Source organism: Myxococcus virescens, assembly GCF_900101905.1.
Taxonomy (GTDB): domain Bacteria; phylum Myxococcota; class Myxococcia; order Myxococcales; family Myxococcaceae; genus Myxococcus; species Myxococcus virescens.
Map to the genome: position 1 here is coordinate 61386 of NZ_FNAJ01000013.1, position 24966 is coordinate 86351.

The 24966-nt window shown below is 68.8% G+C and carries 11 protein-coding genes; 1 reads left to right on the forward strand and 10 read right to left on the reverse strand.

The genetic code is table 11. The features are described 5' to 3' along the window. Nucleotides 1–242: 242 nt before the first annotated feature. Complete coding sequence (locus BLU09_RS28700; protein WP_090493065.1) at nt 243–2369, forward strand: Ig-like domain-containing protein; 2127 nt, start codon at nt 243–245, stop codon at nt 2367–2369. Between the two features lie 84 nt (nt 2370–2453). On the opposite strand, the gene BLU09_RS28705 is transcribed toward BLU09_RS28700, so the two are convergent. From BLU09_RS28705 to cglF, 10 genes are all read right to left on the reverse strand, one after another. Beyond that, nucleotides 2454–3554 (reverse strand): TIGR04552 family protein, encoded by a 1101-nt coding sequence (locus BLU09_RS28705; RefSeq protein ID WP_244172090.1) that lies wholly within the window; start codon nt 3552–3554, stop codon nt 2454–2456. Between the two features lie 100 nt (nt 3555–3654). Next, nucleotides 3655–4137 (reverse strand): toxin-antitoxin system YwqK family antitoxin, encoded by a 483-nt coding sequence (locus BLU09_RS28710; RefSeq protein ID WP_090493066.1) that lies wholly within the window; start codon nt 4135–4137, stop codon nt 3655–3657. 145 nt (nt 4138–4282) lie between these two features. After that, on the reverse strand, nt 4283–5197 hold the full coding sequence (locus BLU09_RS28715) for a hypothetical protein (protein ID WP_228564843.1): 915 nt from the start codon (nt 5195–5197) through the stop codon (nt 4283–4285). Nucleotides 5198–5436: 239 nt separating this feature from the next. After that, nucleotides 5437–7449 (reverse strand): adventurous gliding motility protein GltJ, encoded by a 2013-nt coding sequence (gene gltJ, locus BLU09_RS28720; RefSeq protein ID WP_090493070.1) that lies wholly within the window; start codon nt 7447–7449, stop codon nt 5437–5439. A 134-nt stretch (nt 7450–7583) separates the two neighbouring features. After that, nucleotides 7584–19865: a tetratricopeptide repeat protein gene (locus tag BLU09_RS28725; protein ID WP_090493072.1), complete on the reverse strand. Its 12282-nt coding sequence runs from the start codon at nt 19863–19865 to the stop codon at nt 7584–7586. A 128-nt stretch (nt 19866–19993) separates the two neighbouring features. Next, nucleotides 19994–21697 (reverse strand): DEAD/DEAH box helicase, encoded by a 1704-nt coding sequence (locus BLU09_RS28730; protein ID WP_186817854.1) that lies wholly within the window; start codon nt 21695–21697, stop codon nt 19994–19996. Further along, the gene (locus BLU09_RS39935) at nt 21664–21870 is read right to left on the reverse strand and encodes a hypothetical protein (RefSeq protein WP_186817855.1); all 207 of its coding nucleotides are present in this window, start codon (nt 21868–21870) and stop codon (nt 21664–21666) included. Before BLU09_RS39935 ends, BLU09_RS28730 begins: the two co-directional genes overlap by 34 nt. 25 nt (nt 21871–21895) lie before the next feature. Beyond that, on the reverse strand, nt 21896–22525 hold the full coding sequence (cglE, locus tag BLU09_RS28735) for an adventurous gliding motility protein CglE (protein ID WP_011554849.1): 630 nt from the start codon (nt 22523–22525) through the stop codon (nt 21896–21898). A gap of 106 nt (nt 22526–22631) precedes the next feature. After that, nucleotides 22632–24554 carry an adventurous gliding motility protein GltG gene (gene gltG, locus BLU09_RS28740; RefSeq protein ID WP_090493075.1) on the reverse strand — a complete coding sequence of 641 codons (1923 nt, stop codon included), beginning with the start codon at nt 24552–24554 and terminating at the stop codon, nt 22632–22634. Between the two features lie 76 nt (nt 24555–24630). Continuing rightward, on the reverse strand, nt 24631–24900 hold the full coding sequence (gene cglF, locus BLU09_RS28745) for an adventurous gliding motility protein CglF (protein WP_020478881.1): 270 nt from the start codon (nt 24898–24900) through the stop codon (nt 24631–24633). Nucleotides 24901–24966: the final 66 nt, after the last annotated feature.

Genomic DNA, 24966 nt, shown 5'->3' on the forward strand with positions numbered 1-24966 from the left:
CCTCCCCGCATTCGTGCTGGGAGTGCGGGCGTTCGTGTTTTCGTGGCGCATCCGCGCGTTCAGACTGGAATCCGCCGGTGAGGACGGGGCTGCCACGAGGCGTGGTATGCGTCCGAGACGCGAACGCGACGCCCTGCACCATTCGCCTTTGGGCTGCTCGGAGAGGCCACAGCTTCGCCGGGCGCAGGCATCCTCAACAACCGTCGCGGCTCCTGGAACGCTCTTTGCCAAGCATCCGACTCATGTCCCGACTCCCCTGCGCCTTGCTGTTAACCGCAATCACCCTGTCCACTGCGTGCATCAACGTCCCGGAGGTCGAGCCCGACCCAACCCCGGACGGAGGGGTACAGCCCACGACGAAGTTCACACTGAGCCTGAGCCCCAGCGAAGACTCCGCACTCCAGGGCGGCAGTCGACCCATTCAGGTCGCTATCGTTCGGGCCGAGGGATACTCGGACAGGATTTCCGTGTCATTGGAGCAACCGCCTTCCGGCATCACCGCCCAGCCCACAGCGATTCCCGTTGGGGAGACCACCGCCACATTGACCCTCCAGGTCTCCCCCAGCGCGGCGGCTGGAGAAACGACGATCACGGTCCGCGCAGCATCTGGCAACGACTTCCGGACAGCCTCGCTCAAGCTCACCGTCGTGCCGGCCGGAGACCTGGTCGTGCGATGGGCGGCTCCCGCCCCAGCGGACTCTGCCACCTACACCAACGGAGCGTTGCCGTTGGAAGCAACGATTGAGGGGGGCGCAGCCGACACTGTCGAGTTCCACCGCGACACGCAACTTCTGGCGAGTGTCTCGGCGCCGCCGTACACCTATACGTGGGACACCCGGGGGATGCCCGAGGGAGCGTTCCAACTTGTGGCGCGAGCCGCGCGAGGCGGCACAACCTTCACGAGCATCGCACGGACGGTGATCGTGGATCGCACGCCTCCGCAGGTCTCGAGCCGCGCGCCTGCATCGAGCGATGCTCAGGTCAGCGCGCGTGCCTCCTTGGAGGCGACGTTCAGCGAGCCGGTGCGCCCTGCGAGCATATCTCCAGACAACGTGGAAGTGCTCGCTCACGGCAACACCCGGATTGAGACAACCGTCAGCCTCTCCGCCGACGGAACGACGTTGACGATTACGCCCACCACGCCCCTGCCTGCCCCCAGTACCGTCCTGGTGAAGCTCGGAACCGGCAGTCAGCCCATTCTGGACCTGGCGGGCAATGTGCTGCAGTCCACCACCGAATGGCAGTTCACAGTCCCTGTCTGGCTCCCCGTTGGCGGAGCTCTCAGTGCAAGGGCTGGATCGACACCAGCAGAGAATGCAGTACTCAAGCTGGATGCAGATGACCTGCCCGTCGTCGCCTGGTCTGAGTTTGATGGCTCAGCCAAGAACATCCATGTGGCCCGCTGGAACGGGGCGACTTGGAGCCATCTGGGCGGAGCGCTGAGTGGACTTGCTGGCACCGGGACTCATGCAGAGAACCCCACGCTGCATCTTGATGCCTCGGGAAGGGTGTTGCTCGCCTGGCAGGAAGCGACGGGAGTTGGAACCGGGAAAAACCTATATGCGCGGCGTTGGAACAACACCTTCTGGGAGGACCTACCTGCCTTTCCCATTACGGGAACCGAAGACAGGTTCATCGCGGAACCCAGCATAACAACAACAAGCACCGGAGCCATTTACGTCTACGCAACACATCAATTCGGCGTTCCCCGGCTCGTTGCTTTTGAACTTAGCGCAGGCGCGACGAACTGGACGACCATCGACGTACATCGTCCATTGGATTATGACACGACTGGAAGAGCGACCATCAGCGCGCACGGCGCGAACGTATTCGTCTCATACGACGCCTACCACGCCCAACATGAAACCCGTGTCATTGGCGTGCTCTTGAACCATTCAGGAGCAGTGGGGAGCAGCATCATCACCGCGCCCCAGTCGGTAGCCGCAGTCACCCCCAGCATCGCCACCTCAGCAGTTGGCGTGCCGTCCGTCGCATGGCAAGAAGTGCATAAGAGCACAGTAGAAGGCTCGATTCACTTCTCGAACTGGACAGGTAGCGAGTGGGCCGAGCCGATGCTCCTCAGTCACGACTCGACAAACAATACCGAGCCATCGCTCGCCATTGGCGACAACGGCATTCCCACGGTGGCATGGAGCGGCGTCGCGAACTCCCAGCGTTCTATCTATGTCTCCCGCCAACGCGCCGCCACCTGGGAGCCCATCGGTCCGCCTTTGCGCTCCATGACAGGGAGTGGTGCCCAAGCACATCGGCCCACGCTTGACATGGATCGCCAAAGCCGCCCATGGCTGGCCTGGCACGAAGCAGGCTCAACCAGCACCGACATTCACGTCTATCGTCACAATCAATGATGTAATGGAAGCGCTCATGGCCGAACGCTTGGCTGGAGTCGGCCGTGAGCGCTCCTCTTCATCAGTTCGGAGTTCAGGGACCTGTCACGTTTGACGCTTGGGGACCACGAGGCCTTGGCTCAGGCGTTTGAGAACTCGCTTCTTCTGCCTTCGCTTATAGGCATCGTGAGAGTTCTCTCCCATCTCATTAATCCGAGCCGTCTCCTCGTCGACGATTTGGAACTCAACCAATGAAATAACGATCCTCCCCTTGCGCTGACGGTCGTCCTCTTCGGGGGTAGGAAGATACGCATCCATTCGGACGGGGATATCCACTACAAAGTTCAATGCCCGATACGAGTTGCCCGAATAAATGTTTTTACCGGGACCTTCTCGGTCCTCGAAATCACGGTCGAGCTGCAGCTTGGGTATGAACTGCTCGAAATGAGGGTTCTCAGCGAGCACCTGCTTGAACGGTAGCAGCGTGTTCTCGGTCTGCCCTGGAACGACGAGGTGAAAGGGGAAGAGGCGCTGGGTGAGGTAGTAGAGAACAGGAAGCAAGTCCTCGCGCCGCTTTGTCACCACACGGAATCGAGTCCGGTCATATACCTGCGCAGCAACCGTCTCCTTCTTTGCCAGCAGCTTCGTAATGAGTGAGTCCTGCGTCTTGATGGAGTGAGCAAACTCCACGACAGGCAATCCCTTGGCCTGCATCTCCGTGGCGACACTCAAGACCTTCGCCGTCACCACTTCCGCCAGTTCGGCTTCTGAAATAGCCAGGCGGAACAGCAAATCCCGTCCTTCGATGTGCTGAATGACGTGCATCACCTTGAGGACGACGCATGCAATTCGACGATGGCGGGAAGAGCCCTTTACTCCCGACGCAAAAAGGAAAAGGTCATGAATCTCTTCCGGCTGTGCCACCACATTGGACACGCGGTAGTTGAACGTCTTCCGGAGATACTCGACGGCCTCTGCGAGGACCTGACGCGCCCAGACTTCATCGAAGGACTGGGACAAATCCAGTTGAAGCAGTCGCAGAAAGGCATCTACCTCATCCCGGGTCTGAAAATACATCCTCCGCCAGTCAATGACCGAGCCGCCCCGAAGGATTAGCCGGATCCGTTCGAGTTCGCGCAGGCCCATCTGCCCCACCGGTCGGATGGGAATATCGGGCAAGGCAGGGGCAAGGGAGGGGGGCTTCACACGCAACTTCCTAACTGAGTCGACCCGGCTGGGGAAGGCCTCAAAAACAAAGGGCCTCTCCAAAGGGAGAGGCCCTTGTTACCGCAATGAAGTCACCTGCCTACTGAGCAGAGACGAGGCGGTTGTGATCGTAGTGAGCCTTGCTGACGACCTTGCCGTCCTTGGACAGCTCCTGCGTCAAACCATGCTTCCTGCCGCTCTTGTACTCTTCAATGCGCTGGGGCTTGCCGTTGGAGAAGTAAGCGGTGCGCTTGCCATCCCACCCGCCATCCTTGAACTCAGTGGTTCCCCGCTTGTTTCCAGCGGCGTCGAAGAAGGTCCAGACGCCCACCTTCAACCCATTCTCGAACTGCCCCTGCGCCGCCTTCACCCCGTTCGGGTGGAACGCGACGTACTCGCCATGCGCGACCTGGGTCCCCTGCGCCGCATCAATCTTCGCGCAGGACAGGCCTTCAGCCTTCGTACCGACCTGGGTCGCGCCGGCCGGGCACTTCAGCTTGACAGCGACATCGTTGGCCATCGCCGTCGGGGCAGCCAGGGCCAGCCCGAGAGTCATCGTCCGAATCAGTTTGGTGTACCGCATGTTCTCTCCTTATCAAGACGCCGAACTATCCGCGCTCCCATGATGAGACGGTCGAGCGCGAAGAAGATTCATCGTGGCCCGTGCTGTGAGCATGCTGCGAATCGCCGCACCACACCCAAAGCTCCGGGGAGTCCGCAATCAAGTCCTAGTAGTTCGACCGGAAGCAGAAGAAGTTGCCGTCACCGAAGTGGTAGCCAACCAAAGTGGTGGTGCTGTCAGCCGGAACACACAGGTTGACGATGATGTCAGCGCGGGTACCGTTCTGAGTGATGACGTAGTCATTCGCCCCATTGCTGATGACTGCGTTGATTCGCGATCCATCCGTCCTCACGTAGTAGAAGCTGCCCAGTTCCGGAGCGGTCTGAGGGAACGGCGACGCAGCATCGGTGTACGCAGAAACAGACAGACGCAGCCGCTTCGCCCCCGGACACCAAGCGGTCGTGCCCGCCACCGCATTGACAGTCGCCATGTCGTAGATGATGGGGCCGGTGGTGCCGACGTCCGCCGCCTTGTTGGGGTACGCGGTGTAGTTCTGGCACGTCGGAGCGGGCGGCTCGGAGCAGGTGCTGCTGGTGCAGATCAGACCGTAGCCACAGGTGGAGCGGCCCTCACCGGTGCAGCTCTCACCGGGCACGGGCTCGGTGTCACCCTCTTCGCACTGGCCAGTGGTCGTGTTGCAGGTCCGGTCGCCGGAGCACTGGGCGTCGGTCGAACAGGCCGTCACGCAGACGTTGTCCAGGTTGGAGCAGACCAGGCCCGTGGACTCAGAGTCCGTGCCACCGTTGCAGAGCACATCCGTGGAGCACTGGCAGATGTTCGTGGTGGCGCTGGGACCCGTGCCGCCCAGCGGGGCGCAGGTCTTCGCCGTGGAGGGGCAGTCCGAACCAGAGTTACAGGTCTGCACGCAGACTTGGGCGGTCGGGTGACAGATTTCCGACTCACCGCACTCGTCGTTGCTGGTGCACGCGCCCGGGGACGTTGAGTCGTCACCGCAACCAGCCATGAGACCGCTCATCGCGCCAAGCGCAGTGAGCACCAACATCATCTTGCGAAGCTGCATGTTGAGATTTCCTCTTGTTTGGAACGCCGCCCGGGGGGCCTCCGGCCACTGACTACAGGCCCCAACAACCATGCGAGCAAGTGAGGCTTAGTCCCGCCCGTCCGGACGTGTCAACGAGTGTCGACGCCACCTGGACGGCTGCTCGGCCTCGAAATTCACCCTTCGCGCAAGCAGACAGCGGGAGCGGAGGCCATCGCGACGTTCATGTCGCGATGGCCTCAGTGGACGCCCCTCACCTTTCAGAAGGTGAACGGGAAGTCGATGGGCTCGCCCTGCCGCTTGTGACGAGGGAATGACCAGCTCTTGATGAGCCCGGAGATGCAGCTCGCCATGTAGGTGGTGCGGAACTCATCCGTGCGGCACGACACCGCGCTCGTCTTGCCACTCGTCTGGATGGTCCAGCGCATCACCAGCTTGCCGCTCAACGACGGGTCCTTCTTCTTCTGCTCGTTGACGCACTTCACGATGGCCGGCTTGTTGGCCAGCACCACCGCCATGATGTCCGACTGCTGCAGCCGGTCCGGAACCCCGCCCCCAGGCTCAGGGGGGACATAGGCCGTCGGACGCGCCGACGACGACTTTGCTTCCGGCGCCGACTTCTTCGTGCCGAAGAGTTCGTCGAAGTCATCATCCGAATCGCTCGACGAGGGCCGCTCCGCACGCGCCGGCGCGGACGTGCGAGGCTCCGAGTCCTCCCGACGCGACGACGAGGTGCGTCGATTCGTGGGCCGCTCGACCTTCGCCACTGCCGTCTCCGCAGGCTTCGCCGTTTCAACCGGAGGCGGCGTCGGCGTGGCCACGGGCGCCGCCGCGACGGCCGTGGGCGGCGTCTCCGGCGGAGGCGAGTTCACCGGCGCCGCAGCGACCTCCGTGGGAGGCGGCGTCGCGGGATTCACGGGCGGCTGAGCGGCCGCCGCGGGGGCTGTGTTCGCCTGAGGCGGCGGAGGGTTGCTGGGGGGCGGCGTCGGCGTGGCCACGGGCGCCGCCGCGACGACCGGGGGATTCGCTGGTGCCGCGTCCGCACCAGAGCCGCCCTTCAGGAAGAGCGCCGCGGCGCCACCACCGACCAGGAGCAGCCCCGCGGCGATGCCAACGAAGAGCCCCGTCTTGCCCTTGCCCCCACCCGGCGGCGGATAGGCGGCCGGGTAGCTCGGCTGCGGCGGGTACGGCGCGGGCATGGGCTGCGCATACTGCGGCCCCGGCTGATGCCCATACGGCATGGGCGCCGGCTGCGGATACTGCTGCATGGGCTGCTGCCCATACGGCATGGGCGAGGCCATGGGCTGCGCCATCGGCACTTCCGCGCCCCGCAGGGACGGCGAGGACACCGGCTCCGGCGGCGGCATGGGCACGTCCAGCAGTCGCGACTGCGACACCGGCTCCCGGCCCAGCGCGGGCGCGGGCGTCGGAGGCGGCTTCGACAGCGCGTCGTTCTCTTCCTTCACCAGCGAGGCCAGCACGCTGGCCGCGGACGGCTTCCAGCCCACGGCTTCCTCGGAAGCGCCCGCGGGCCCGGAATCACCACGCGCCCCCTTGCCCGCGCTGAAGGCGGACTGCACGGGGCCTGAGGACACCGTGGGCGTCGAGCCGGACACAGGCTCGGGCGCGACGATGACGGGCTTGGAGGGCCGCGGCGCCAGCACTGACGCCAACTCCGCCGTCTCCGACAACGGAATCCAATCACTGAAGCCCGAGCGCCAGCAGAGACTGTCCGGGCCCACCTCGCCGCGGTCCCACAGGTCCTTGACCTTCTCGACATTGAAGGGGCCGACCTGCTTCTCGTCGATGGCCACGTACCACTCGTGCGCCGCCGCGTTGGCCTTGGCTTCTTCCTTGTCCGGCTCCGCCTCGGCTTCGGCCAGCTTGCGCACGTTCTCAGCGGACGCTTCGCGCGCGGCGGCTTCGTTCGCGGCCTCGGTGGGAATCTTCTGCGTGCCGGAACTCAGCACCTGGTCGAAGACGGCGCCAATCTCGTCCTCTTCCACGTCGGTGAAGAGACCGCCTTCGGGCGGCGTGCCCAACGTCGCCGGCATCGTGGCGGCGGACGTGTCACTCCCCTTACCCACGTCAGTCGAGGCGGAGGCCTCGGAGGTCGAAGACTCAGACGCGGAGTCCTTCGCGGCCGTCGCGCCAGCGGGACGCACGGTGATGGTGTGGCCGCACTTCTTGCAACGAACCTTGACCCCTTTGGGGCCAATCTTGTCGTCGCTGATCATGTACTGCGCGCGGCAGCTGTCGCAGACGAAACGCATCGTTCCCGTAAGCCTCGGAAATGACGGGAGAAATCCCGCCTGAATCGTAGAAGTGGCAGACGGAGGGGTCAAGGTTCGGAGCCAAGTCCGCCCGCCTGCCTTTTAACGTACGAACCCCACGTCGGGGTCTGTCTCTACCTGCGCACCTGTACCTCCACGTGCGTACCCACGGCAACGCGCAGCTCGTGCAGGTCCTCAGAGGTGGCGAACACCAACAGTTCCCGCAGCTTGTTGCGCACCGGGACGCGGAAGGCGGAGCCCGTCTCGCCCTGCACCATTCGGCGCACCGGCTCCATCTCTCCCGCGGCGAGCAGACCCGCCCGCGCCGCGGTGAGCTCCGCGCCCTCCAGGTACTGCCGCACGGCCTGCGGCGTCGCGGTGGGCAACCAGGCACGCGCCGCCTTCGCCAGCGCCGCGCGGTCCGGCTCGTTGAGGCTCCGCTCCAGCAGCCGACGCTCCGGCTCCACCAGGTGCTGCGCTTCCGCGATGCGCACGTTGCCCACGACGAGGCTCAGCGCCGCCTGGAGGATGGCCTCCAGCCGCTCGGGGGCCACGCGCTGGCTGAAGGCCAGCTCGGAGCGCGCCAGCGCCAGGGTGCGGCCCAGGAGATAATAGACTTCCTTCTGGCCCTGCTCCGCGAAGTACTTGCCGCCCACGCGCAGCGAGGCCGGGTGCGTCTGGAGCAACTCCACGTTGATGAGCGGCTCGGGCGCTGGCTCGTTGGAGCGCTTCGCCATCCGCTCACGCGTCGCCACGAGGAAGGGCGAGTACAGCTCCACCGCCTCCATGCCCAGCACGCGCGCCACGTACCGGTAGTGGTGGACGTGGTACTCGGGCGCACTGGCCACGTCGATGCGGTGGCGCTTGGGCACCAGTTGGTACTGCTGGGACGGCACCGCGTACAGGTGCCCCACCTTCGCGAAGAGGAGGCCCAGCAGCTCCGCCAGCGGACCGCGCGCCTTCGGGTGGAACAGGTGGTTGTGCCACAGCTGGTCGTTCAGCGGCCGCGGCTCCACCTTCTCCTTGTTCTTCGCGTAGGGCCCCAGCTTGGTGAGGATCTCCTGCTCGTCCTCCCCCGCCTCGCCCAGCAGGCCGGACACCGCCTGCGCGGCGAGCCAGGCGCCGTCGTAGTTCTTGCGCAGCGCGGACAGACGCACCAACGCGCCCACCACCTTGCGCGGGTCCGTCGTGTTCGGCAGCGCGCGACGGAGCGCCGCGATGGCCTCGTCCTCCCGGCCCGGCATCTGGCCGGCGAGGTCCGCGAAGGCCTCCTGCACCGCCGCGTCGTCGGGCAGGCCCTTGGCGGCCACGCCGTACGCAGCCACCGCGCCTTCCGGGTGCTTGAGCACCTGGAGGTACAGGTCGCCGAGCGCGCGCCACAGCGCCATGCGCGCCACGTGCGTCTCCGGCGTCTTGGGCAGCCGGCCCAGCATCTTCGTGTAGTTCTCCTCCAGCTGCTTCCACTGGCGCGCCGCGCCGAGCATCGCCTCCAGCGCGCTGAAGGCCTCCACGAAGCGCGGGTCCAGGTCCAGGGCGGCGTTGAAGGCCTCGGTGGCGCCCTCCACGTCCTTCAGGTCATCGCGGCGCAGCTCGCCCAACGCGAACCAGACACGCTTGGCCTTGTGCGGCTCCAGGCCCAGCGCGGGGAGCGCCAGCATGCGCGCCAGCACGTCCGCCGCCTTCTGGCCCTGACGCGTCTCGCGCAGCAGCACGTAGAGCTGGTCCATCACCTCCGGCGCATCCGGCTGCGACTTGAGCGCGTTGGTGAAGGCGTCAATGGCCATGTACGGGTCGTGCAGTTCGTCACGCGCGATGCGGCCCAGCTCCAGACACACCTTCGCGCGGGCCTCGCCCTCCAGCACGCCCACCAACTGCTGCCGCAGCTCGGCGGACTTCTCGTACTGGCCCTGCTTCTCCAGGAGCGCCACCAACGCGCGCAGCGTCGGCTCGTGGCCTGGGTCGATGGCCAGCGCCTTCTCGAAGTGGTTCTGCGCGCGGTCCGTCTGGTTCAGCGCGGCGTGGATGTCGCCGAGCTGCCAGTACACCTCCACCACCTCCAGGTCCGTCAGCTCCTCGCGGTGGTGGATGAGGATGGTCTGGAAGACCTTGAGCGCGCCTTCGTAGCGGCGCGTCTGCACCAGCAGGTTGCCGTAACCCTCCAGCGCGGGCAGGTACGTGGCGTCCAGTTCGTAGGCCTTCTCGTAGCAGCCCAGTGCCTTGTCGCGCTTGCCCAGCTTCTCCGCCACGTAGCCCAGGCGATAGAGCTGACGACAGAGGTCCGCGGCGGAGACGGAGTCCTTGTCCGCCACCGCCATCTCCGCCATCTTCCGCGTGACGATGTCCAGCATCCGCTCGCCCGAGGCCCAGTCCTCGTGCGCGATGTACACGTCCGACAGCGGGCGCGCGGCCTCCAGGCTGTCCGGGATGTGTTTCAGCGCTTCCTGCCAGTAGCCGGTGGCGGTGTCCCGGTCCTCGCGCGTCTCCGCGTGGTAGCGCGCGACGTCCAGCAGCGCGCGGCCCTTGGCGGCCGGGTCCTCGGTCTGCTCCGCCTCCTGACGCAGGGTCTGCTCGTAGCCGCTCCAGTCCTTCTCCTGCTCCTGAATGCCCTTGAGGGCGCGGATGCTGGGCAGGTGGCCGGGGTCCACCGCGAGCGCCTGCTGATAGGCGGTCCGGGCGCTGCCCGTGTCCATCAGCATGTCCTCGTTGATCTTGCCCAGGCGGTAGTACAGCTCCACCGCGTCCTTGGACTGCCCCGCGAGCTCCGCCTCCTTCGACAGCATCTCCAGCGCGAAGGGCCAGTTGCCGCTGCGCTCGTACATCGTGCCCAGCGCGTGCAACGCCGGACGGCACTCAGCGTCCACCGCGAGCGCCGCGTGGTAGTTGTTCACCGCCCGGTCCAGCGCCTTGAGCTGCTGGTACTGGACGTTGCCGATGTCCACGTAGAGCTCGGCCTGCTCCTGCGGGCTGACGGCCAGCGCGAGCTGCCGCTCGTACGCCGCGATGAGGTCCTCCCACCGCGCCTGCGCCCGGCGCAGCCGGATGAGCGTCTTGATGGCCTGGACGTTCTGCGGATCGATGGCGAGCACGCTCTCCACACAGACGTCCGCGTTCGCCGGGTTCTGGTACTTGTCCTCCCAGATGGTCGCGCTGCGGAAGAGGACACGGATCTTCTCGCGCCAGTCCTCGCTCAGCTCCAGCATCCGCTCGTAGATGGCGAGCAGGTCCGCCGGGTGGTCCAGCCGCGTGTGGAGCCGCTCCAGCGACTCCAGCGCCTCGCGGTTGACGGGGTCGAACTCCAGTGCCTGCCGGTACGCGGCCACCGCCGACTCGTCGTCGCCGATGTCACGCTCGTAGACGCCCGCCACCTCCACCTGGATGCGCGCGCGCTCCTCGATGCTGTCCGCCAGGTCCCGGGCCCGCAGCAGCGTGGACGCCACGTCCGGCCACGACCGCTGACGACGGTACAGCGCGGTGAGCACGCCGAGCGTCTCCGCGTCGGGCTCGAGCTCCAACGCACGCAGCAGCGCGCTGGCGGACTCGACAGGGTCCTCCAGCTGCTCGTCCCAGACGCGGGCAATCTCGCGGAGGATGCCCTTGCGCTGCTCGATGGAGCCGGCGGCCTCCAGCTTCTGCTCCAGCGCCACCACGTACTCACGCTGACGGCCACGCCGCTGGAACACCGCGGCGAGCCCATCCAGCGCGGTGGCGTTGGTCGGGTCGAACTCGAGAATCTTCCGGAACGCCGCTTCCGCCGCCTGCGGGTCATCCAGGTGCGTGTCGTGGACACGCGCCAGCGTCGCGTAGAGCCGCTCGGCCAGGGCGCCACGCGGCAGCTCGTCGGCGACCTCCTCGTAGACGGCGGCCAGCTCCTCGTGGCTGCCCGTCTCGTCGGCCAGCCGCTCCACCTCCTCGCGCAGCGTGTCGTCCGACGCGTCCAACTGGAGCGCGCGGCACAGCGCCAGGAAGGCCACGTCCTTCTGTCCCAGCCGCACTTCCTGCACCCGGGCCAGCTCGCGCAGCGCGGCCAGCTTCTCCTCGTCCGTGACGAGGTGGGGCATGTAGCGGTCCATCACCTGGGCGTACGCACGCCAGTCGTTGTGCGTCCGGTACAGGTCGCACGCGCGCTCGTAGGCGGTGCGGTTGGCGGGGTCCAGCTCGAGCACCTTCTCCAGCGCGCCCGAGGACAGCTCGGGCTTGCCGCCCTGCCCCACCCACAGGTCCGCCACCGCGAAGTAAGCAGCGACAGCCTGCTCACGCTCCTCCGTCAGGAGGTGCACCTGCACCTTCAGCTCCAGCGCGCGCACCGCGTCGTTCCACGCACGCAGTGAGACGAAGAGTTCGTGCACGCGGTCCAGCTCGGGAATCTGGTGCGGCTCCACTTCCAGCGCGCGCCGGGCGGCGTCCAGGGACTCCTCGCGGCGGCCCATGCCGGCGAGCACTTCCGCCAGGCGCAGACGCAGCGCCTTCACGCCGTCACTGCTCTCCTGAAGAGGAATCAGCCGGCGCAGCACGCCCACCAGCTCTTCACGCTGGCCCGTCTCGTCGTACAGCTCGCGCAGCGTGTCGAGCACGCCGCGGTGACGTGCATCCCGGTCCAGCGCGGCCTTGAAGAACGGCACGGCCTGTTCCGGCTGCTTCAGCAGGCGGTACACGACGCGGCCCAGGCGCTCATTGAGGCGCACGACCTCGCGGGGGTCCAGCGTTACCGCCAGCCGGCCCTCCAGCAGCTCACGCAGGTCCTGCGGCCGGTCAGCGCGCTCGTAGAGAGACTCCAGCGCGGAGAACGCCTGCTCGTTGCGCGCGTTCTTCGCCAGCAGCTCGCGGTACAGCTCGATGGACCCGCCCAGGTCCGCCAGTCCTTCGGCGGAGACCTGCGCCATCTTCGCCAGCACGCGGTCGCGCTCGGCGCCCGACACCTTCTCCGCCTGGAGCTTCAGGATGCCGTAGAGCTTCTCCGACGCGCCCGCCGACTCGTAGATGCCCTCCAACAGCCGCGCCGACGCGAGGTGCTCCGGGTCCAACGCCAGGATGCCTTCGTAGGCACCCGCCGCGCGGTCCGGGCTGTCCAGCCGCTCCTGGTAGAGCTGGCCCAGGCGGAACAAGTAGCCCACCCGGTCCGTGGGCTCCGTCACGCCAGCAACCAGGGCCTCCAAGATGCCCGCCAGCTCCGGCCAGGCCTCCAACTGGAGGTACAGCCTGTCCAACGCCACCAGCGACGGCTCCTGCACCGTGGGGTGCAGCGTGCGCGCGCGCTCGTAGTAGGAGACCGCGCGGTCCGAGTCGCGCAGCTTCGTCTCCAGCATCTGTCCCAACCGGAGGCAGACCTGCGCGGCATCCGCGGCTTCGGCCACGCGCGGCAGCGCTTCCTCGTAGGCCGCCAGCAGCTCGTCATAGCTGGCGGACGCATCCGCCGCGTTCTCCAGCCGAGCACGGACGGCGGCGTCGTTCGGGTCTTCCTTGAAGGCGCGGAAGAGGGCCAGGAAGGCCAGCTCCGACTCCTCCTGGGACTCCCGCAGCGTGGCCAGCTCGCCCAGGAGCGCCTTGCGCTCGAATGCGTCGCCTGACACGCCCACACGCGTCTCGATGACCTGCGCCAGACGCGTGATGTCGCCGCTGGCGCGGAGGGCGCGCAGCAACGTCTCCACCGCGAGCAGGTTCTGCGGCTCGCGGGTCACCAGCGCCTCCATGCGGCCCACCGCGCCCGCATGGTTGGCCTGCACGGACAGCACCTCGCCGTACAGCGCCAGCGCGCCTGTGCGGTCCAGCAGCCGCGACTCACGCACGATGGCCAGACGGAACTTCAGTTCCAGTCCCTCCTCCGTGGAAATCAGCGCGATGCGGCGAGCCAGTGCGTCCGCCAGCTCCGGCCAGCGCTCCTGCTTCTGGCAGAGCGCCTCCATGCGCTCCAGCGTGGGCAGGTCGTCCGGCTTGATTTCCAGCAGGCGCCGGAAGGTGGCCAGCGCGCCCAGCGCGTCATTGAGCTGCTCCTCCTGCAGCGTGCCCATCTGGAAGAGCACCGTGGCGCGACGCACCGGGTCCTCCGCCACCGCGAGCTGCCGGCGCAGCACCTCCAGCAGCTCCGTGGGCTTGCCCTGCGACGCCACCAGCCGCACGGTGCCATCCAGCGCTTCGGTGTCCGTGGGACGCAGCTCCAGCACGCGCTTCCACGACACCAGCGCCTCGGAGGGCTCGCCCAGGTCCGTCTGGATGCGGGCCAGCGCGCGGTACAGCTCGGCGCGGGACGCATCGCCCGCCTTGCCCACCACCTCCGTCAGGATGGCGGCCAGTTCCTCGGGCGCCTCTGCCTTGTCCACCAGCGCGACGCACAACTCCAACGAGCGCAGGTCATCCGGCAGCTCGCGCAGCGCGCGCGTGGCTGCCAGGAAGCCCATCTCCGCGTTCTCCAGCGAGCCGGCGTAGATTTCCGCGATGCGGCGCAGCAGCGCGGCGCGCTCCTGCGGCACAGCCTCCGCCGAGGCACGGGACTCCAGCATCTCCACCTGCTTCAGGTGGTTGCCCACCGAGGCGAAGACGGGCTCCAGCGCACTGGCCGCGGCGCCACGCAGCGGGCTCTCCGAGCGCGCCATCTCCTCCAGCGCGCCCACCGCACCGGCATGCCCCTCCCGGCGCGCCAGCACGGCCTGGTACAGCTCCAGTGCGCCGCGCGGGTCGTCCAGACGCGACACCTTCAGCCGGCCCAAGCGCACTCGAAGGTCGGACGCCTCTTCCTGGGCGCCGCGCTCGTCCGCGAGCTGGATTTCCCGCTCGATGTGCTGCGCCAGCTCCGGCCAGCGCTCCATCTCCGCGAGCACCCGCCCCAGCAGCTTCAGCGCGTTGGCGTTCTCCGGCCGCAGGCCGAGGATTTCCCGGTACGACTGCGCCGCCAGCGACTTGTCCGCCAGCGTCTCCTCGGCCAGGTGCGCCAGCTCGAAGAGCAGGTTCACCTGCGAGGACGGGTTCGCCTCGGCCGCTACCTGACGGCGCATGACGAGCGCCAGCTCGCGGTGCGCGCCTGTGCGGCGGTGGACCCGGGCGATGGCGTCCAACACCGACTTGTTCTTCGGGTCCCTGCGCGACATCTCCTCCATCGCACGGACGGCCAGGTCGTAACGCTTGAGGCGGTTGTCGTAGATGCCCGCCAGGCGCCGCCACAAGTCACCGGCGAGCGGATCCTGCGCGCCGCGCTCCAGCTGGTCTTCGTAGGCCGCCGCCACCTCCTCGAAAGCACCGGAGTCGGCCGCGAGCCGCTCCAGCTCGTCGCGCACCGCGGCTTCCTGCGGTGCCTCGTTGAAGGCGCGCAGGCGTGCGACGAAGGCGAGCGACGTCTGCCCCAGCGCCTCGCGCAGGGTGGCGATCTCCTGGAGGTGCTCCAGCCGCCGCTCGGGCGCCACGCCCGGCAGCAGCACCTCGAGCACGTCCACCAGCTTCCGGGTGTCGTTGACGCCACGGTAGACAGGCTCCAGCAGGCGCGCCGCTTCGGAGCGAGGCGCCTCGTGCGCCATCAGCCGCTCCAGGCCCGCCACCACCTGTCCGTCTCCAGGCGCCAGCTCCAGCAGACGCCGGTACACCGGCAGCGACTCCGCCGGCCCCACTTCCTTCTCCAGGAGCTGGGCGCGCTTCAGCAGCCAGTTGCGCCGTGCGCCTTCATCCGCGGCGCCATCCGCGAGCTGGTCCAGCACGTCCGCCTGCTCCACGAAGCGCCGAGACTTCGCGTAGAGCTTCTCCAGCGCGAGCAGGCCCTCGGGCACCTTCCGGAGCGCCAGCGCGGAGCGATACGTCTCGATGGCCTTCGCGTCTTCACCCGCGTTCGCGTACGCCTCGCCCGCCTTGAGGAGCAGGCCCACGCGCTCCTCCGGGTCGGTGGAGAGCTGCGCCTGACGCGTGTAGACCTCCGACAGGCTCTTGGCGTTCTGCCCCTTCTCGTACAGGCGGGAGAGGGCCTCCAGCGCCTGCCGGTCCTGGGGCGCGTCCGCCAGCAGGCTCTTCCACAGCCGCGCGGCCTCTTCGGGCTGGTCCAGCGACTCGCGCAGCTCCGCCGAGCGCCGCAGCAACTCCAGCGCCGCGGGGTCTCCCGCGTTCAGCTCCGTCGCCGCCGTCTCGTAGATTTCGGCCAGCACCTCGTGCGAGCCCGTCTCGCGCGCCAGCCGCTCCAGGTCCGGCTGCACGCCTTCCCGGTCCAAACCCTGCGCGAAGGACTTCACCGCGGACATGAACGCCAGCGAAGGCTGGAGCATGTCGCGCTCGTAGATGCGGCGAACCTCTCCCGAGAGGAGGATCTTCTCCACGGTGAGCGCGGAAGTCATCCGCGCTTCACGCAGCGCCACACGGCGGGCGTGGTCGCCCACCTGCACCAGCACCGGGTCGAGCACATCCAGCGCCGCGCCGCTCGCGGGCACCGCTGCCTTCACCCAGGCCTCGAGCGCCGCGCGCGCACCTGGATGGCCCGAGTCCTCGGCCAGAATCTTCCGGTAGAGGCCCAGCGCCGCGTTCGGGTCATCCAGGACCGTGCGCTGGAGTTCCGCCAGACGGAAGGAGACTTCACGCCCCTGCGGGCTCTGCCCTTCCTGGTTGCGGCGCAGCGCCAGCGCCCAGGCCAGGTCGGAGTGACGGCCACTCTCGGTGTAGAGCCGGTCCAGGGTCGCCGCGGCTTCACGGCTCGCCGGGTCGCGCTCCGCGATGACGCGCCACGCGTCCGCGGCGCTCTCCTTGTCCATCAACTTCGTCTCGTGCAGCAGCGCCGCCTCGCGCAAGAAGGCCAGCTGCTCGGCGGGCTCCGGCGACGCCGCGGCCAGCTTCTCCAGCACCTCGGCGAGCGCCGCCCATTCCTCCCCCGCGCGATGCAACCGCTGAAGGGCGCGCAGGCAGTCCAGGTTGCCCGGCTCGATGGCCAGCAGATCGCGCAGCGCCTTCACCGCGCCGGCCTTGTCGTCCAGCTTCTTCTCCTGCACCTCGGCCAGCTCGCGCAGCAGCGCCAGTCGCGCGGGGCCGACGTCCCCTTCCTCCGCCAGCTCCGCGATGATCTCCGCGTAGCTGTCGAGCGAGTCCGCGTCCTCCGCCGCCTGCCGTGCCGACGAGCGCAGCCCCGCGTCACCGGGCGCCAGGCGCAGTGCGCGCGCCAACGCCGCGAAGGCCAGCTCCGGCTGCCGCAGGTGCGTCAGGTGCACCTGCGCCGCGTGTCGCAGCGCCTGCACTCGCGCGGCGTCGTCCTTCGCCACTTCCGCCAGAACATCCAACGTGGCCACCAGCTTGCGGTGGTCCTTGGTGCGCTCGAAGGCAGGCACCAACACACGCGCAGCGGCCTCGCGCGCCGGGCCCGAGGCAAGCATGGCCTCCAGCGCCGCCAACGCATCCGGATCCGTGGGGCGCTGAAGCAGGATGTCCGCGAAGCTCTGCACCGCCTCCGCGCTGCCGTCCTGCGACTCCTGCAGCAGGTGCGCACGACGCAGCTTCAGCCGCGCCACTCTGTCCGCGTCACCCGCGGACTCGGCCAGCGCAATCATCCGCGCCAGCGTGTCTCCCAGCTCGCGCGTCCGGCCCGCCTTCTCGTACAGCTCCGCCAGGCGCGGCAGATGCCGGCCTTCCTCGGCGCCGTGCGAAAGCGCGGACTGCAGCGCCTCGGCCGCCTGCGCATCGCGTCCCAGCTCCGAGTTGAGGTCCACCAGCTGAAGCAGCAGCTCCAGCCGCTCCTGCCCACGCGCGCCCTGGATGCGCTTGCGCAGCAGTCCTTCCGCGTCCGCGGACCGGCCCGCGCGTCCGTACAGACGCACCAGCCGCTGCAGCACCGCGTTCGACTCGGGCGCACGGGTCACCGCCGCTTCCAGCGCCGCGATGGCCTCTGCGGCGAGCGCGCCCTCTTCCGCCAGGCTCGCGGCCTCGAGCAGCAACGGCACGGCCACCGCAGGGTCCTCGGACTCGGAGGCCAGCGTGCGCAGCACACGCCCCAGCTCCGCGTGCGCGGACAAGTCCCTGGCCAGCCGCAGCGCCTCCGCGCGGGAGCCCTCGTCCTTCGCGTCCTCGCGCAGCGCGCGCACCTGGACGTCGAAGGCCGCGCGGCTGTCCGCGAGCTGCTTCTCATGGATGCTGGCCAGCAACGAGAAGAGGCGCTTGCGGGCCGTGGGCTCCGTCGTCACCTCCAACTGCTGCTGGAGCGCCGCCACCTGCCGCTGGTGGTCGCCGCTGCGTCCGTAGTGCGCCGCCAGCGCCTCCGTCACCTCCGCCGTGCGAATGCCCGCCGCGGCCAACCGCTCCAGTCCGCCCACCACCACGCCGGTGGAGACGTTCTCGGAGAGGAGGCCGAGGAACAGGTCCGTCGCGTCCTCCTGACGCCCCAGCCGCTCGGCGTACAGCTTCGCCTGGCGCGCCGTCCACTCGTTGCGCTCCAGCTGCGTCTCCGCCAGGCCCGCCAACCGCCCCGCGAGCGCCGCCGCCTCGTCGAACTTCGACAGGGCCACGCACAGCGCCTGCAGTCGCTGCACGCCCGCCGCATCCTCTGGCGCGAGCTGCACCAACTGACGCACCAAGGGCTCCAGCTCCTCGGGCGCCGCGCCGGCCGCCTCGCGCCGGGCCACGTCCGCCTCCAGCCGCGCCTTCGGGTCGTCCGCGAGCGCCGCGGCCGCCTGCAGCGACTTCACCGCCTCCACGGCGGCCGCGTCACCCGGCGCGCGCGCCAGCACTTCCCGCCATGCGGCCTCCGCGCGCGACGGGTCCGCCAGGGGGCCCTGGAGCAACTGGGCCAGCTGCCGCCAGATCGTGGCCGCCACCTCCGCCACCGGCGCCGCCTCCGCCGCGCGTTGCAGCGCCAGCGCCAGCGCGGGCTGCGCCTGGGCCTTCTCCGCGTGCTCCACCACCGTGCTCAACAGCAACGGACGGCCCGGCTCCAGCTCCAGGGCGCGCGACAGCACCTCGAAGGCCCCGCGCGCGTCGTCCTTCTCCTCGAACATCAGCGCGAGCGCTTCGCAGAAGGCCACCCGCTCCGGGCGCGGACGCGGCGCCAGCAGGGCCAGGTCCAGCAGCGGCACCACGGCGTCCAACTCGTCGTCCTCGGCCAACAGCCGCGCCAGTTGGAAGGCCGCCAGCGCCTGCGTGGGGTCCAGCTTCAGCGCCGCTTCCAGGTGCTCACGCGCGGCGTCCGCGTCCTTGAGCTGCGTCAGGAACAGGTCCGCCAGCCGCAGCCGCATGCCCGCCTGGGTGGAGCGGTCCTTCACCGTGCCCAGGTAGCGCTCCAGCACCGCGACGGCTTCCGGAGCCCGGCCCTTCTCCAGGAGCTGCTCGGCCGTCAGGCTGGCCGCGTCCGCGCGGGACGGGTCCGCCGCCACGGCCTTCTCGAAGGCCGCCAGCGCGCCGTCCGCGTCGTTCATCCGGCCAAGGCGCAGCGTGCCCACGCGCAGCCACAGGTCCACCTGCGCGGTGCGGTCCTTCACCTCGCCCGCCATCGCCTCGATCTGCTCGATCGCCGGCGCGAAATCACCGCCCGAGCGCGCCGTCAGCTTCTCGATGAGCGACAGCCCTTCGGGCATGCCCGGCCACAGCAGGAAGCAGCGGTCCAGCGCCTCCTTCACCTTCGCAGCCGCGCCCGGGTCGTACCAGGCGAAGAGCTTCGCCACGAGCAGCGACAGGCGCGCCGCGCTCTTCCGGTCGCGCTCTTCCAGCGACATGCTGCGCAGCATCCGCACGCGGTCACGCCACGTCTGCTCGAAGCGCTGCAACGCGCGCGCGGCCTTCTCCAGCCGCGCGTTCTGCGGCTCCAGCGCCTGGGCGACATCCACCACCCGCTGCGCCAGTTCATGCTCGGTGGGGTCGTCCACCAGCCGCTCGGCGAGCGCGGCGTACTCCTCCGCCATGCCCGCGTCCCCCAGCGCCGCGCGTTCGCGCTCCAAGGCCTCGAAGGCCGGCTGGAAGCGCTCCTCCGACAACAGCAACTGACGCACGCGCCGGAAGATGGCGCGGTCCGGCTTCGCACGGGCCGCACGCTGCAGGCACAGCACCGCGCGGTCGCGCCGGAACAGCTTCTGCTCGTAGACGTCGGCCGCCTTCACGTAGTGGCCCGCGCACTCCTCGCCCTGCGTGACGCCGCCCAGCCGCTCCAGGACGTCCGCCAGCGCGGCGCCATCCTGCCGCGACTCGTGCAACCGCTTCAGGCCTCGGAGCGCGGGGAGCGGATCCTTCGCCACCAGCAACGCGCGCTTGAGCAGTTCCTCCGCGCGCTGCGTGTTGCGCTGCCGATCATGCGCGAGCTCCGCGGCGCGGCACAGCAGGCGCACCGCTTCATCGGAGACGACATCGCGCGAGCGCCCCTCGTAGAGGCGAATCAAATCCTCGACACGGCCGGCCTTGTCGAGTGCCGCTTCGGTTTCGACGAAGGTGCGGTCATCGGACACGCGCAGCGTGGGACGCGACGAGGGCGTGGGCTGTTGCATGGAGGGGCGGGCCTTGGAATGGAAAGAAAAAGCAGCGAGGGCGCCAGAGACCGGAACTCTACCGGTCGCCAGCGCCCCCGAGCAATCGTGCAAAACCCGCCAAACGGCGGGAATCATTGGCCTTCTTGCTACCCGGCCGAGGGAGCGTCCGGCGGCGTCTCGCCACCTTCGCCACCCTCGCTTCCGTCCGCCGCATCCGCCGCGGGGGCCTGGGCAGGTGCGGTCGTCTCCGGAAGCGCCTTCGCACGCTCCACACCCGCGCTGTCGTTCAGCTGGGTGTAGAGGGCAAGGGCCTTGTCACGCTGCTGCAGCTCCTCCGCGAGCTGAGCGGCGCGAGGCAGGTTGCCAAGCTTCTCGTGGAGCGGGAGCGCCTTGTCCTTGCGGCCAGCGCCCTCCCACGCCTCGGCGGCGGCGGCGATGTCACCCAGCAGCTCCAGCCACCGGGCGCGGCCGGCCGGCTTCTGCTCCTGCTCGGCCCGGGCCAGTTCCTTCTGCGCCAGCTCCTTCGCCTCGTCGTCCAGCTTCAGACGCTGCATGAAGTGGAAGGCCTTGGGCGGAGGCAGCGGGCTGAGGACCTCCACCGCCTCGCGGCGCTGGCCCACGGCCGCCAGCAGGGTGGCGGCACCGAGCCGGTCCCCCCGCTCCACCAGGCTCTTCACCTCGAGCCCACGGATGCGGTTGGCGCTGGCGATGTCCCGAGCGCGCTCGTACGACTTGCGCGCCAGGGTGAGCTTCCCGGAGCGCTCGTAGGCGAGCGCCGCCTGGTCGAACTGACGGGCGCGCTCATAGAGGCGGGCCACGTTCTCGAAGTCACCCTTGCCGACGAAGTGCTCCATGAGGAGTTCGTAGGCGCCGGCCTTCTCCAGCGTGGGCGCGAGCTGATCCGGCGGCAGCGTACCCACCAGACGGCGGGCCGTGTCGTTGTCGCTCCCGGCCAGGGCGTTGCGCAGGGCGCTCTTGAGGTCGCCACCCGCCTCGAAGAGGCGAGCCGCCTCCGCGAAGGAGTTGTTGCGCTCGTGCAGCCGGCCCGCGTCGCGGGTACGGCCCATGGTCTCGAGCTGCTTCGCCTGCTCGTCCCAGGTGCCCGTCAGCTCCGGCAGTGGACGCTCGCCACGCTCCGGACGCTCACCCCGGGCAGGACGCTCGCGGCGCTCCGGACGCTCCCGGCGCTCACCCGAAGCGACACGCTCACCGCGCTCGGGCCGAGGGCCACGCTCACGGCGCTCCCCACGCTCGGGACGCTCGCCCCGCTCACGGCGCTCCTCGGAGCGAGGCGCCGCGACGGGCTCCTCGACCTCGGGACCGGGCTGACGGCCGCTGGCCGCGAAGGCCGCCTCCGCGCGCTCGGCATCACCCGCGGCACGCCAGGCCTGACCGACGAGGAAGATGACGTCCGTCCACGCATCGAACTTCTCCCGCGCCGGGTCCACGGCGGGAGCAGCAGCCTCGGCGGGAGCAGCAGCCTCGGCGGGCGCGGCGGCCTCCCCCTCGGCGGTGGCTGGTGCCTCGGCGGGCGCCCCACCCTCGGCGGGAGCCTCACCCTCGGCGGGCGCGGCGGCCTCCACGGGAGCCGGCGCCTCGGCGGGAGCAGCGGCCTCCGCGGCGGCGGGCGCCTCGGGAGCAGCCGGCTTCGGCTGACGCTGCACGCGCAGCAGCGTGGTGATGAGGCGGCCACGCGTGTTCAGGTCCAGGTCGTCCAGCGACTTCAGCCGCATGGGCCGAAGCGAGCGGACAATGGCCTGCAGCGGCGCCTTCTCCGCCCCGAAATCCGTCTTGGAGAGCGCCTTCTCCAGGATGCTCAGCTCGGAGATGACACGCTGACCAGGGCCCACGGGGCCCTCTTCGCGATCGCGCCCGCGTCCACGGCCATCTCCACGCCCACGGCCGTCACCGCGTCCGGGCCCGCCACGGCCACCAAAACCACCCGGTCCGTCACGGCGAGGACCTTGGCCCGGTGCACCCCCGTCACGACCACGCCCACCCGGGCGCGGCCCACCGCTTCCATTCTCCTGAGGCACGTCTTTCTCCCGCTAGAACGCGTAGCGAATGTTCGGCGCCACCGCGAACCCGAACGAGCCCCCGGAGACGAGGTACTGCCCCGTCACCTCGAGCCCTACGGAAAAGTGGCGCAGCCGTGTGTAGTACTCCACTCCGGGCCCGGCAAACACAAGAATGTCGGAATCGGGGAGGAGCCGCTGCGGCGAGAACATCGCATAGCCAGCACCTGCACGGAGATAGAACCAGGTGCGCTTCACTTCCTGACTGTCAGCGAACCCCACCAGGCGAGCACGCAACACCGCGCCGGGGATCAGGGTGGAGAAGTCACCCGACACCGCGCCGCCGGAGTTGCCCACGTACTGAGCGCCCGTCCGCACGCTCGATCCCATGAGGAACAAGCCGACGGATACGTGCTCGCCCAGGTCCACGCCCACCTCCACCTGCGCCATGGGCCCGGAGGAGAACGGACGCGGCGTGCCTTCGGCCGCCGGCGGGTTGGTGATGAACAGGGGACCACCGAGCACCGCGAAGTAGATGCCTCGCTCGATTTCATCGAACGTGACAGCCGGGCGGTCGCCCTGGGCAGTGGTGGGCTGCTGGGCGCTCGCGACCGTGGGGAGAACGAACGAGGCGCACAGGGCAAGTGAGGCGAGGGCTTTCATGCGGTCCTGACGTTGGCCCGGCCCCCTCGGGGGAGTGGGAGCCGGGGAAAGGCGCGGTGGGCAGGCCTGCGTCAGGCCTGCCCACCCGGAGAAAGGCCACCCGGCGCTATTCGCCGGACTGCTTGAAGATGAACGGATACGTGACGACCACCACGCCGCCGCCCTTCGGCTCGGGGAACTTCCAGGTGCGAACGCGTCCGGCCACGCACGTCTCCAACTCCGCGTTGGCCGCCGTGGACTGCGCCACCGACGACGAGGCGACCGAGCCATTCCCCGCGATGACGAACTTCACCGCCACCTTGCCGCCCAGCTTCGGGAAGCGGTTGAGGAGGCTCTCGAAGCAATAGCGAATCTGTCCGCGGTTGCGATGGATGACCTGACGGATGAGCTCCTTGTCCAGCGAGCCCATGACCTCCGGGTCGGACGAGGTGATACCCACGTCGACACTCTGCTTGCCGCCCAGCACGCCCACGCCGCTGCCGTAGGTGCCGGTGCCGCCGCCACGGCCCTTGGTGCCAATGCCGCCAATGCCAATGGTGTCACCCGTACCGCCGCCGCCGCCGCTCGTGCCACGCAGCCCCATGCCGCCGAAGCCGCCGGAGTTGCCCGCCTTGGCGCCAAACATGTTGCCCATGGCGCTCTTCAGGTCGCCGCCCAGGCCGCTCTTGCCGAACACCGTGGAGATGCCGCCCTTGCCGCCGCCGAAGATCTTCGCCGTCAGCGCGCGCGCCTCGTCCTTCTTGTTCGGGTCACCCTTGGGCGCGGTGCGATTGTTGGTCTTGGGCGCGTCCTTCTTGCCCATCTGACCTTCGTCGCCGCTCTTCTTCGCCGCCATCTCCCCGCTCTTCTTCTGCTCCTTCTGCTGGTTGAGGCGCTCGAGGAACTTGTTCTTCTGCGCCTCCGGCGGCTTGATGATGAGCTTGGCGATACGGGCGTTGTCCGCCGACAGCTCGTCCGCGTATTCGTCCCCCGCGACGGTGCGGTTCATCGCGGTGATGACGAACGCCGTCGCGATGAAGAACAGCACCAGGAAGATGTTGAGCGCGGTGTAGTCCATGGACTCGCCCAGCGGCACCACGACGCGCTTGGGCACGGGCTGGAAGGCCACCTCGAGCGTCACGCCGCCCAGGTCCACCCAGATGAAGTCCTCAGCGTCCAGCGTGAGCGAGTACGCCTCGCCCTCATGCGAGGCCTTGCCGGACTCGATGACGGCCTTCAGGTCCAGCGTCTCGCCCTTGCGAGTGAGCTCGCCCTTCATCTTCGCGGTGAAGCGAATGGTGAAGGACTGACCGTCCGAACGAACCACGTCGAACGTCGGGGCGCCCAGGCGGGCGTCCCCCATGACGAAGTCCACGCCCGCGGCGCTGCCGACGACGAAGGCCCCCTTCCTGCCGGGAGCCAGGAAGAACTCACCCACGCGCTGGTCACCCCACGCGAAGCGCAGGCCCACGCCCAACGGACCGCTGGACTTCGTGCGGCGAACCCTCCGCACGCGCGGCGCGGCTTCCTCCGGCGCTGCCTCGACGGGGGCTGCAGCGGGCGCGACGGGAGCGGCCACCGGGTTCTGCTGGGTGGCGGCGAAGGACGGGTCGATGGCACCCGCGGCCGGAGCGGCCACCGCGGCCTGCGCCAGGCCCTCGGCCGGCGCCGGCGCGGCAATGACCGGATTCTTCTCCGTCACCACCTCCGAGCTGGCCGCCGCGGCCGCCAGGTTCACCGCGGCCACCGCGGCCGGGTTCTCCAGACGAATGGTGGTGCCACCCACGCGGATTTCATCACCGAAGGAGAGGAGCCCCTTGGTGACGCGCTTGCCGTTGACGTACGTGCCCTCGACGCTGCCCATGTCGATGATGGACATGGTGCCGTCGCTGGCGACCTCGATGACGGAGTGGATGCGGCTGACCTTCTCGTCCTCCAGGCACAGGTGCGCCGAGGAGAGACGGCCAATCTTGATGATGTCGCGCTCGTAGTCCTTGGAGGCGACCAGCGAGTCGCCCTTGAAGACCTTGAGTGTCAGAGGAACGGCCATGGGGGCTCCAACGTAAAGTGGGTACGGCGTCAGACAACGCGCGCGGCGGTGGGTTCCCGCCGCGTTGTGGCGCTGGCTACAGCTCGCCCACGGACTGCATCACCTTGTCCTCGAAGTCCTCGCGGATGCGGATGAGGTTCGAGTGCTTCACCCGCTCACGCGCATCGATGTACTCGCCATCCGGCTTCGTGAGGTCGCCCTCGATGGTGTCGTCCTCGAAGTCGATGTTGGTCGTCTTGGAGTAGCGCACATTGCCCTCCCCTGGACCACCCGGGTTGGAGCCCTCGTCCTGGGCCAGGGCGGGCGTCACCGCGAGCACCGCACACAGCATCAACGCCTTACGCATCACTGCCTCCCGGAAGGGACCCGAAGGCCCCTTCGCACACCGAATCCCCGGATGAGGGGGAAACAC